Raw genomic sequence first — 10,559 nt, forward strand, 5'->3', positions numbered from 1 at the left:
TGAGAGAAATCCTGTTATTTATCAAAAAACAGTCTTTATCCTTCTCTTCCTTGTCATCACGTCACAAAGGTCGTTATAGTTGTATTGACGTCTTAGTAAATATGCCGCTTACTAAGAAGAATCCTCGGAGAACTGGTACAAACTTGATGCTCTCGCAACAACTTCAGCATTGGTTTACAAAAATAACGGCGAAGAGTCCGTTTTTTTTTGCGATCTTAGATAACCAACATCACTATGCTTTGGTGAATGGGCGTTACTGCGACCTTTCTGGCCTCACGCCTGCGGAAATGGTCGGAATGTGCGACAGCGAAATTCTTGGTAAACAGTTCTACCAACAGCTCAAACCCTATTATGAGCGGGCGTTTAATGGCGAAACGTTAGAGGCAGAAATCACCCTTGATGACATCGACCTCGAAACCAGCGTTCATTTTAGTCTGACTCCTGTTGAGACTGAAGGCCAAGTCGAACATATCGTCTTTCATGCCATCGATACCTCTGAAAAACAAATTTTGGTTCGCTCTCTCGAAGAGTCAGAAGGTAAATTCAGTACCTTAACCACGATATTGCCAGATGGGTTATTGCTGGTCGAAGACGACTGCATTCTGTCGGCCAATCCCGCAGCGCTGCGTCTACTCGGTTTTGAGATGATTCAAGAACTGCTGGGCGAAAGCTTCTCTCGCCTGTTTGTCGACGAGAAAACCAAGACCGTCTTTGCCAAATCGCTAGAAAACCAGATCGTCAAAGCGCCTTTGGTCTGTTTAACCGGGCCGCGCTGTGGTTTTGAGCGTAAAGTCCAGCTGCACGCAGGCGCAACCAAACTGCTTGGTGGCAACACCCAAATCGTGCTGATTCAAGACGCCGAAGTGAGTAACAAAACACTCTCACCAACCAATAAAGAGGATGCGCACCTCGACTCACTAACCGGTCTCTACAACCGCTTTGGGTTTACCAAGCGCCTTGAGCAACTGATTCACAACGAAACGCCGTTGATTATGCTCTATCTAGACATTGATAACTTTAAAAATATCAATGACTCACTGGGTCATCACATCGGTGACAAAGTGATCAAAGAAGTCTCATCAAGACTCAAACGTCTCTTGCCTCCCCAAGCGATTTTGGGGCATCTGGGCGGTGATGAATTTGGCCTTATTCTGCCCGAGCCAGAAAACAACCGCATGGCCGAGATGCTCTCTGAGCGTATTATCTCGCTGATTAACCAACCTTTTGATTTGCACCACTTTAGTAAGCGCTTAGCCTGCTCTATCGGCAGTGTTGCGTATCCAGGCGATGGCAACGACGCACGCATTTTATTGCAAAATGCAGACACCGCGATGTACGAAGCGAAAGATCGCGGCCGAAATCGTTTGATCAAATTCAACGATCAAATGAACAAAGAAGCGCGGATGCGCCTTTGGCTCGAAATTGAGCTGCAAAAAGCGCTCCAGCAAAACGGGTTAGAGGTCTGGTATCAGCCGAAAGTGAACGCGCGCGATTTTAGTATCAATGGCGCTGAGGCACTGATCCGTTGGAAACATCCCGTTGAAGGCTACATCAGCCCGGGCGCCTTTATTCCGGTGGCCGAGCGCGCTGGATTGATTGAGCACCTTGGACGCGTGGTGATGCGTGATGTGTTCAATACTGTCAAACGCTGGAAGCTGCAAGGCATCTTGCCGGGACGTGTCGCCATCAACTTGTCACCCGAGCAGTTTGGCAACCCTAAGCTTATCGACTACATGGAAAAGCTCTTGCGTACCACTGAGCTGGACCCTAACTGCATCACCTTTGAGTTGACTGAAAGCGCCGTTATGAGTGACAGCGAGCACACGCTACAGATGCTCAACGCGATCAAAAAGCTCGGTTTTTCCTTGTCGATTGATGACTTCGGTACCGGCTACTCGTCACTCTCTTATTTGGCACGCTTTCCGATTGATGAGCTCAAAATAGACCGTGCCTTTATCACCGACATCGACACGCTACCTAAGCAGATCACCGTCATCGAGAACATCATAAATCTCGGTAAATCGTTGAACTTAACCGTGGTGGCCGAAGGGGTAGAAACCCAACAGCAAGCGACCTTGCTCTCTAATCTCAATTGTCATTCGATTCAGGGTTTCCACTTTCACCGCCCTCAACCGAAACAGGACATTGAAGAGCTGTTCGCGCAAAACCGCCGCCACAAGAATTAACCCTGCGGTATTTTTTTACCACTAAGTGATTATTTTCAGAGCGAATTCGCTCAAACCTGCCTCACATCAAATTTGCTATTCATAAACCTTCATAAAATGCCCAGCATACTTTGACACCTCTTCGCCCACTCCTTGGACGTGGCGGATTAAGAACGGGTAATGTGCAATGGAACTCCTATGCCCAGCAGGCAATCTTCCTGCTTTGAAAACCGCGATTGATTGCGGTGCTGACGCGGTCTACATCGGCTTTAAAGATGACACCAATGCTCGTCACTTCGCAGGCCTCAACTTTCAAGGTAAGAAGCTCGACAAAGCGGTCGACTACGTTCATGACCACAACAAAAAAATTCATATTGCGTTGAATACCTTTGCTCATCCAAATGGGTTTGAACGCTGGACCAACGCCGTCGATCGTGCAGCCGATTTAGGCGTGGACGCCTTGATCGTTGCAGACATTGCGGTGCTCGATTACGCCGCCAATCGATACCCAAATCTTGAGCTGCACTTGTCGGTCCAAGCTTCAGCCACCAATGTCGCCGCAATCGAATTCTACCAACAGAACTTCAACGTCAAACGTGTCGTGCTGCCGCGTGTTCTCTCAATTCATCAGGTAAAACAGCTGTCTCGCAATATCACCTCAGATGTCGAGCTGGAAGTGTTTGCCTTTGGCAGTTTGTGCATCATGTCGGAAGGTCGTTGCTACCTCTCCTCATACATGACAGGAGAGTCCCCCAATACCGTTGGTGCCTGCTCGCCCGCGAAATACGTCCGCTGGCAAGAGACCGAGCAAGGATTGGAATCACGCCTCAATGATATCCTCATCGATCGCTATCAAGCGGGCGAAAACGCTGGCTACCCTACCCTGTGCAAAGGGCGTTTTGACGCAGAGATCGCAGGAGAACACAAGCGCTATCACGCCCTTGAAGAGCCGACCAGCTTGAATACTTTGTCTATGCTACCTGAGTTGTTTGCGGCAAATGTGGCTTCGGTCAAAATTGAAGGACGCCAGCGCAGCCCGGCGTACGTCGAGCAAGTCACGCGAACATGGCGCGCTGCAATTGACCGCTACCAATCCGCGCCAGAGCAGTATCAGGTGGAACCGCAGTGGGATGCAGCCCTTGCGAATGTTTCCGAAGGAACACAAACCACACTGGGTGCATACCACCGTAAATGGCAGTAGAGACTGATATGGAAAACACGATGAAATACGCCCTTGGCCCCTTACTCTACTTCTGGCCAAAGCAGAACGTTGAAGACTTTTATCAACAAGCGAAGCAGAGCGATGCGGATATTCTCTACTTAGGCGAAAGCGTCTGCTCTAAACGACGTGAGATGAAACCTAGCCACTGGTTTGGCTTGGCGCAAGAGCTGAGCCAAGCAGGTAAACAGGTGGTGCTTTCCACCATGGCACTGCTTGAAGCGCCGAGTGAAGTCAACGTGATGAAAAAGTACATCGACAATGGCGACTTCGCTATTGAAGCGAATGATGTCTCCGCGATTCAGCTCGCCTCACAACACAAAGTGCCTTTTGTGGTCGGCCCTGCGGTCAATGCTTACAACGCCCACACGTTAAAGCTGTTCCTTAAACAAGGGATGATCCGCTGGTGCATGCCCGTTGAGCTCTCGCGAGAGTGGCTCTCAAACACCTTATCGCAATGTGAGGAGCTAAGCATTCGCGGACAATTTGATGTTGAAGTGTTCAGCCACGGTTACCTGCCTTTGGCCTATTCAGCGCGCTGTTTTACCGCACGTGCGGAAAACCGCGCCAAGGATGACTGTGAAACGTGCTGCATCAAATACCCGACGGGTCTCAAGGTACGCAGCCAGGAGGGGCAAGAGGTCTTCAATCTCAATGGCATTCAAACGCAATCTGGTTATTGCTATAACTTGGTCAATGACCTGCCAAGCATGCAAGGCTTGGTCGATGTGGTGCGCTTAAGCCCACTCGGATTAGAAACCTTTTCGTACGTCAGAGAGTTTAAAGCCAATGAACAAGGTCAAAAACCTCAGACGTTGCACGATCGCCAATGTAATGGCTACTGGCATCAAATTGCTGGGCTTGAAGTGAAAAACATCACTTAACGTGTAGATAGCCATCACCTTTGCATCACTTCACAGCTGAAAATCGCTACCGATAACGATATAGTGGTGCGATAAGTTGTAGTGATGATACAAGGTTTTTAATGCAGTTTGGTAATGGTAGAGGTGCACAGGAAGGCTTTACTCTTATTGAGTTGGTCACTGTGATTATCATTCTCGGTATATTGGCAGTGGCGGCACTGCCTAAGATGTTGAACCTTTGGACAGACAGCCGTATCCGCGTATTGGAACAGATCGAAGTCAGTGTTGAAACCGCTAACAACCTCATCAATATGAAATCTCAGATGCCAAGTTACTCTACTCAAGCAGTACCGAATCGAGATGATTTATTGGACATCGATCTCGATGGCAATGGCGAGTTTGACATCCGTCTGAAGTGGAATTATCTCGACAATACCGATATTGAAAAACGCATCGTGCTTGATGAGAGTTTCGTGATTGAGTACGAAGGAATCTCTGAGACCTACATCGGCTATGACTTTGATGATGACGGGCAAAGTAAAGATGACAACTGCTACTTCCAGTACACTCAAGCCAGTGATGCCAATACCCCTCCGGTCTATCAAACCGTGACCTCAGGTTGCTAATCTCCTATCACACCATGAATAAAGCCATCGCATTGCGATGGCTTTATTCGTTATTGAGTGGCCTCTATGGCTTGCTGCTTCGCTTTGGCGAGCTGTTCCGCTTTCACTTGGTTGTAAATCCGGCTCAGCTCCAAGAAAGAGTAACGGTGTTCGACATACTCATACACATTGAAGGAGATCGCGAGCTTATATAAAGAGATCGCGCTAGCGAAATCCCCTTCGCTTTGATAACGCTTGCCTAGGTAGAAGTACGCTTCAGTGAGACGCTGAGCCAGCAACGTGTTATCACGGGTTCCCGCCAAGATCGCTTTAAACGCTTGCTGCTCCGACACTTCACCTAACGTGATCGCCACCAGCACCCATCCCCACTGCTCATCTCGGTCATGATAACGCTCAAGCAAGGTCGTGCGGGCTTGCTCTGGTGCGCGCTCCGCTTCAATGATGTAGAGCCACAGCGCGCGAAACGGATCGCTCGGATCCTCGGAAAAATGCTTGTTCATATCTTCAAGCGCAAGATCAAGTCGATCGCCATAGTACAAGGCAATAGCTCGATTGCGCGCCGCATAAGAGTTCTCAGGATCGAGCTCTAACGTCGAATCGAACGCATCGTACGCTGCGTCGAATTCACCAATTTGGGTAAAGTAGACGCCAAGCAGGTTAAACAGATCGGGCTGCGCGGGATTGAGTGATAAAGACTGATTGAAATCGAGTCGAGCTAAGTCACGCAGACCAACACTGTCATAGTAGTTTCCACGCTCATAAAGCATCTTCGCCCGCACATCATCATTCAGATCCGTACGTTGCAGTAACTGACTCAAACGCGCTATTTGCACTTCCTGTTGAACACTGGCTTGCAGAGGAACAGCCATGGGAGGGTAGAGCCACTCCGCATTTTGGTGAGACTGAGTGGCACAGCCTGCGGTAATGAGAAGGGTCAGGCCTAGAGTTGCGGTTTGAAACCATTTCACAAATAGATACTCCTGTAGCTAAGCGAGGCTTAGCGAAATCCCTGAAAATAATAAAGGGAGCGTAATGCTCCCTTTATAACATGCTTTTAGAGTAATAATCTAATTTACACCCTTAGGCGGCAAACTCGATTATGCGTCAGACGCTGGCTTCTCTTCTGCCGCTTCTTCCGTTTTCTCTACCGCTTCTTTCATGCTTAGACGAACGCGGCCTTGACGGTCAATCTCAAGCACTTTCACTTGAACTTCTTGACCTTCAGCAAGGTAGTCAGACACTTTCTCTACACGCTTATCAGCAATTTGAGAGATGTGTACTAGACCATCTTTACCCGGCAGGATAGTAACGAAAGCACCAAAATCTGCAAGACGAGCCACTTTACCTGTGTAGATACGGCCCACTTCAACTTCAGCCGTGATCTCTTCGATGCGGCGGATAGCTTCTTTCGCTGCCGCGCCTTCCGTTGCTGCAATCTTGATAGTACCGTCGTCTTCGATTTCGATAGTTGTACCAGTCTCTTCAGTTAGAGCACGGATAACTGCACCACCTTTACCGATCACGTCTTTGATCTTCTCTGCGCTGATCTTCATGGTGTGAATGCGAGGAGCGAATTCAGAGATATCATCACGAGCACCAGAGATAGCTTCATCCATTACAGATAGGATGTGCTTACGCGCACCTTGAGCTTGGTTAAGCGCAATTTGCATGATCTCTTTAGTGATACCTTCGATCTTGATGTCCATTTGAAGTGCAGTGATACCCGTGTTAGTACCCGCTACTTTAAAGTCCATGTCACCTAGGTGGTCTTCGTCACCAAGGATGTCAGAAAGAACAACAAAGTCGTCGCCTTCTTTAACAAGACCCATTGCGATACCCGCAACAGAAGACTTGATTGGCACACCTGCGTCCATAAGAGCAAGAGAAGTACCACATACCGAAGCCATTGAAGAAGAACCGTTAGATTCCGTGATTTCCGATACCACACGTACTGTGTATGGGAATTCATCAACAGAAGGCATAACAGCTGCAATACCGCGTTTAGCCAGTTTACCGTGGCCGATTTCACGACGCTTAGGAGAACCTACAAAACCCGTTTCACCAACACAGTATGGAGGGAAGTTGTAGTGTAGTAGGAAGTGATCTTTACGCTCACCGGTTAGCTCGTCGATGATTTGAGCATCACGCTGTGTACCTAGAGTCGCCGTCACTAGCGCCTGAGTTTCACCACGAGTGAATAGTGCGCTGCCGTGAGTACGTGGAAGCACACCAGTACGTACGTCTAGCGCACGAACCATATCTTTTTCACGGCCGTCGATACGTGGGTTGCCCGCGATGATGCTGCGGCGAACCACTGTCTTCTCTAGATCGTGGAAGATAGTGTGTATTTCTTTGGTGTTTGCTTCTGGATCTTCAGCAAGCAGCACTTCGTTCACTTCACCTGCGATAGCGTGGATACGGTCGTAACGCGCCATCTTCTCTGTGATTTGGTATGCTTCAACCAATTTCGCTTCAGCCAGTTCTGCGATACGGTTTTTAAGCGCTGTGTTCTCTTCTGGTGCAACCCAATCCCAAGCTGGTGTCGCCACTTCAGCTTTGAATTCGTTGATTGCAGAGATCACGGCTTGCTGTTGATCGTGACCAAACACAACCGCTGCTAGCATCTCTTCTTCAGTTAGGTTATCCGCTTCTGATTCAACCATCAGTACCGCAGATTCCGTACCCGCAACCACTAGGTCTAGCTTAGACGTTTCTAGTTCAGTGTTGCTTGGGTTAAGAACAAGTTGACCGTCGATGTGACCAACACGCGCTGCACCGATAGGACCGTTGAACGGAATACCAGAGATAGCAAGTGCTGCAGACGTACCAATCATTGTTGGGATGTCAGGTTGAACGTCTGGGTTCACAGAGACAACCGTTGCAATCACTTGTACTTCGTTTTTGAATGCGTCTGGGAATAGAGGACGGATTGGACGGTCGATCAGACGAGCCGTCAGTGTTTCGCCTTCAGAAGGACGACCTTCACGCTTGAAGAAGCCACCTGGGATTTTACCCGCAGCGTAGGTACGCTCTTGGTAGTTTACTGTTAGAGGGAAGAAGTCTTGACCTTCAACCGCTTCTTTTTTACCTACGACAGAAACGAATACCGCGGTATCGTCCATAGTGACCATAACGGCAGCCGTCGCTTGACGTGCGATAACGCCAGTCTCTAGAGTAACTGTGTGGTTACCGTACTGGAACGTTTTAACAACTGGTTTTTCGAACATTGTTTTTCCTTGTAACTAAGCCCATGTTGGCGCTTAGATTGTGTTAACTCACACTCAAGGCATTACGAATCGCGACTAGTAAAAACGAACTGTACCCAAGGATGCGTTTACATCGGACATCGAATTCACTTTTAATAGCCGCGACCTTTTGGTCGACGAGGTTGACTGTAATGCTATGAGCTTAAAGGTGACAGTCTGATCGTGCAAAATAGCCAATCAAAACTATGCGGGGCGTAGTATAGCGAGATTAATTCGGTTTGGCTAAATTTAGCCAACAAAAAAGGGGCACAAAGCCCCTTTTTCGACAAACTGCTAAGCAGTCGCTGATTAGCGACGTAGACCTAGGCGAGCAATAAGATCTTGGTAACGACCTAGATTTTTGCCTTTTAGGTAGTCTAGTAGTTTACGACGGCGAGAAACCATACGTAGAAGACCACGACGGCTGTGGTGATCGCCTTTGTGCGCTTTGAAGTGACCTTGTAGGTGGTTGATAGAAGCAGTCAGTAGAGCTACTTGTACTTCTGGTGAACCTGTATCGCCTTCAGATTGTGCGTATTCTGCAACGATTGCTGCTTTAGTTTCTGCATTCAGAGACATCATTCTCTCCTAATAAGAGTAAGTTAATATTTGTGCCAGCCAATCTCTGATTCAGCCGACACGAGGAGCGCGAATTATAGGGGATGCGACTAGGCGGTGCAATAAGTATTTTGGTTATCAAGGCTTGCACCAATGGTGGATGCGGTAGCGCCGCGGCGACAAAGGGTGCCCTGCGGCATTTTTCTGATAAACTGTCGGGCAAACAGTATTCTAGTGAAAATGAACAGGATTCATTATGAAAATCGGTATTATCGGCGCGATGGCGCAAGAAGTTGCGATTCTAAAAGACGCGTTAGACAACGTCCAAACCACGACTAAGGCAGGCTGCACCTTTTATGCAGGTCAACTTCACGGTGTGGATGTCGTATTGCTGCAATCTGGTATCGGTAAAGTGGCCGCGGCCGTCGGCACCACCTTATTGATCAGTGAGCATCAACCAGACGTCGTGATCAACACTGGCTCTGCGGGCGGGTTCGACTCATCGCTAAATCTTGGTGATGTCGTGATTTCGAGTGAAGTTCGCCACCATGACGCCGATGTGACCGCGTTTGGCTATGAAATGGGCCAAATGGCCGGCCAACCTTCGGCGTTCGCGGCGGATGAAAAATTGATGGCCGTCGCTGAGCAAGCACTAGCAAAAATGGACGACAAACACGCGCTACGCGGTCTGATTTGTACTGGCGATGCGTTTGTCTGCACCGCAGAGCGTCAAGCCTTTATCCGTACCCACTTCCCATCTGTCATTGCCGTAGAGATGGAGGCTTCTGCCATTGCTCAGACGTGTCATCAGTTCGCGGTGCCTTTTGTTGTCGTCCGCGCAATCTCTGATGTTGCAGACAAAGAGTCACCGATGAGCTTTGAAGAGTTTTTACCTCTGGCTGCGCAAAGCTCTTCGGAAATGGTGATCAATATGGTTCAGTTACTAAAATAAGCGCAGTGGAGCATCATGGAAGATCTGTTCACTCAATTCTACGCTGGGGGCGCACTGCTGGTAATGTGGGGCGCCCTGCTTTGCAATTGGCTGCTTCCTTTCCCCAGAGAGGCGCACCCTGCAATCCTCTGGCACAAATTTGCCGAGCAGTTAGCTGAGAAGGTCAATACCCGCGCCAGCTACTCACAAAGCCTCATCTCTGGGACGCTGGCATGGGGCTTAATGATACTGCCGACACTGGCAGTCTTAATCGCGCTCAAACCTTTGGTTTGGCAACCCGCCCTATTTGAACTCGCGTTTTTGCTGCTGGCGATTGAGTGGCGCAATACCCAACGTTTTGGCCGCCTCTTTATTGAAGCGCTCGCTCGCAATGATAAAGAGCAAGCTCGGCTGCTTATTCGTCCCTATCTCAATCGAGAAACCCGTCCGTTGTCGCTACTTGGGCTTGGGAAAGCGGGCGTAGAAACATTGACGATGTCGTACGGACGCAATCTGATTGGCGTCTTATTTTGGTATGGCATCTCTGGTGCGACTGGCGCCTTTTTGTATCGCATGTGTGTCGAACTGGCGAGGGCATGGTCACCTTCTCGTGAATACTTTCATCCATTTGGGCTACCCGCGGTGCGCGTTGTCGCGATACTCGACTGGTTACCGCTGCGCTTTTATAGCCTCTTTATACTACTTGGTCAGCGCAGCCGTGCGACTTATCTCTTACTAAGAGAGCAAGCGAGGCAATGGCCACTACCCGGCCCAGCTTGGTTGTTGGTGAGTGTTGGCGCGAAGTTGGAGTTATCGATGGGTGGGCCTGCAATCTACCCCACCGATGCCAAACATCAAGCGAGCAAAAAGCGTATCCGAGCGAAACTCGGCGGGCGAATCGCCCCGTCAGCCATTCACGTTGCCCAAGTCCTGACTCTACTCAACCAACGAT

9 protein-coding genes are annotated in these 10,559 nt (G+C 49.1%); 6 read left to right on the forward strand and 3 right to left on the reverse strand.

Features of this window, described 5'->3' with window-relative positions; genetic code table 11:
• Nucleotides 1-146 precede the first annotated feature (146 nt).
• The 4 genes from AC6R0L_RS02560 to AC6R0L_RS02575 all read left to right on the forward strand — a co-directional run bounded on the left by AC6R0L_RS02560 (nucleotide 147) and on the right by AC6R0L_RS02575 (nucleotide 4,873).
• A complete protein-coding gene (locus AC6R0L_RS02560; protein ID WP_500628120.1) occupies nucleotides 147-2,186 on the forward strand; it encodes a sensor domain-containing protein in 2,040 nt (679 codons plus the stop codon).
• Nucleotides 2,187-2,352: 166 nt separating this feature from the next.
• Nucleotides 2,353-3,366 carry a ubiquinone anaerobic biosynthesis protein UbiU gene (gene ubiU / locus AC6R0L_RS02565; protein ID WP_487901350.1) on the forward strand — a complete coding sequence of 338 codons (1,014 nt, stop codon included), beginning with the start codon at nucleotides 2,353-2,355 and terminating at the stop codon, nucleotides 3,364-3,366.
• 20 nt (nucleotides 3,367-3,386) lie between these two features.
• A complete protein-coding gene (locus tag AC6R0L_RS02570) occupies nucleotides 3,387-4,268 on the forward strand; it encodes a U32 family peptidase (RefSeq protein WP_500628125.1) in 882 nt (293 codons plus the stop codon).
• A 101-nt stretch (nucleotides 4,269-4,369) separates the two neighbouring features.
• Nucleotides 4,370-4,873 (forward strand): type II secretion system protein, encoded by a 504-nt coding sequence (locus AC6R0L_RS02575; protein WP_487901351.1) that lies wholly within the window; start codon nucleotides 4,370-4,372, stop codon nucleotides 4,871-4,873.
• Nucleotides 4,874-4,923: 50 nt separating this feature from the next.
• Here AC6R0L_RS02575 and nlpI read toward each other — a convergent pair whose 3' ends face one another.
• The 3 genes from nlpI to rpsO form a co-directional block, all read right to left on the reverse strand.
• Nucleotides 4,924-5,841: a lipoprotein NlpI gene (gene nlpI / locus AC6R0L_RS02580; protein ID WP_500628121.1), complete on the reverse strand. Its 918-nt coding sequence runs from the start codon at nucleotides 5,839-5,841 to the stop codon at nucleotides 4,924-4,926.
• Nucleotides 5,842-5,970: 129 nt separating this feature from the next.
• Nucleotides 5,971-8,100: a polyribonucleotide nucleotidyltransferase gene (gene pnp / locus AC6R0L_RS02585; protein WP_500628122.1), complete on the reverse strand. Its 2,130-nt coding sequence runs from the start codon at nucleotides 8,098-8,100 to the stop codon at nucleotides 5,971-5,973.
• Nucleotides 8,101-8,427: 327 nt separating this feature from the next.
• Nucleotides 8,428-8,697 carry a 30S ribosomal protein S15 gene (gene rpsO / locus AC6R0L_RS02590; protein ID WP_334554534.1) on the reverse strand — a complete coding sequence of 90 codons (270 nt, stop codon included), beginning with the start codon at nucleotides 8,695-8,697 and terminating at the stop codon, nucleotides 8,428-8,430.
• Nucleotides 8,698-8,932: 235 nt separating this feature from the next.
• Here rpsO and mtnN point away from each other — a divergent pair, with 235 nt between their 5' ends.
• The gene (gene mtnN, locus AC6R0L_RS02595) at nucleotides 8,933-9,628 is read left to right on the forward strand and encodes a 5'-methylthioadenosine/S-adenosylhomocysteine nucleosidase (protein ID WP_500628123.1); all 696 of its coding nucleotides are present in this window, start codon (nucleotides 8,933-8,935) and stop codon (nucleotides 9,626-9,628) included.
• A gap of 15 nt (nucleotides 9,629-9,643) precedes the next feature.
• Nucleotides 9,644-10,559: cobalamin biosynthesis family protein (locus AC6R0L_RS02600; RefSeq protein WP_500628124.1), on the forward strand; the 916-nt coding region annotated here is incomplete at its 3' end.

It is taken from the genome of Vibrio sp. R15-SG3-ISO1A (assembly GCF_059833955.1).

Bases quoted from the DNA above. Each gene is read 5' to 3' on its own strand.
- AC6R0L_RS02560 (WP_500628120.1), top strand. From the start codon at position 147: ATGCTCTCGCAACAACTTCAGCATTGGTTTACAAAAATAACGGCGAAG.
- ubiU (WP_487901350.1), top strand. From the start codon at position 2,353: ATGGAACTCCTATGCCCAGCAGGCAATCTTCCTGCTTTGAAAACCGCG.
- AC6R0L_RS02570 (WP_500628125.1), top strand. From the start codon at position 3,387: ATGAAATACGCCCTTGGCCCCTTACTCTACTTCTGGCCAAAGCAGAAC.
- AC6R0L_RS02575 (WP_487901351.1), top strand. From the start codon at position 4,370: ATGCAGTTTGGTAATGGTAGAGGTGCACAGGAAGGCTTTACTCTTATT.
- pnp (WP_500628122.1), bottom strand. From the start codon at position 8,100: ATGTTCGAAAAACCAGTTGTTAAAACGTTCCAGTACGGTAACCACACA.
- rpsO (WP_334554534.1), bottom strand. From the start codon at position 8,697: ATGTCTCTGAATGCAGAAACTAAAGCAGCAATCGTTGCAGAATACGCA.
- mtnN (WP_500628123.1), top strand. From the start codon at position 8,933: ATGAAAATCGGTATTATCGGCGCGATGGCGCAAGAAGTTGCGATTCTA.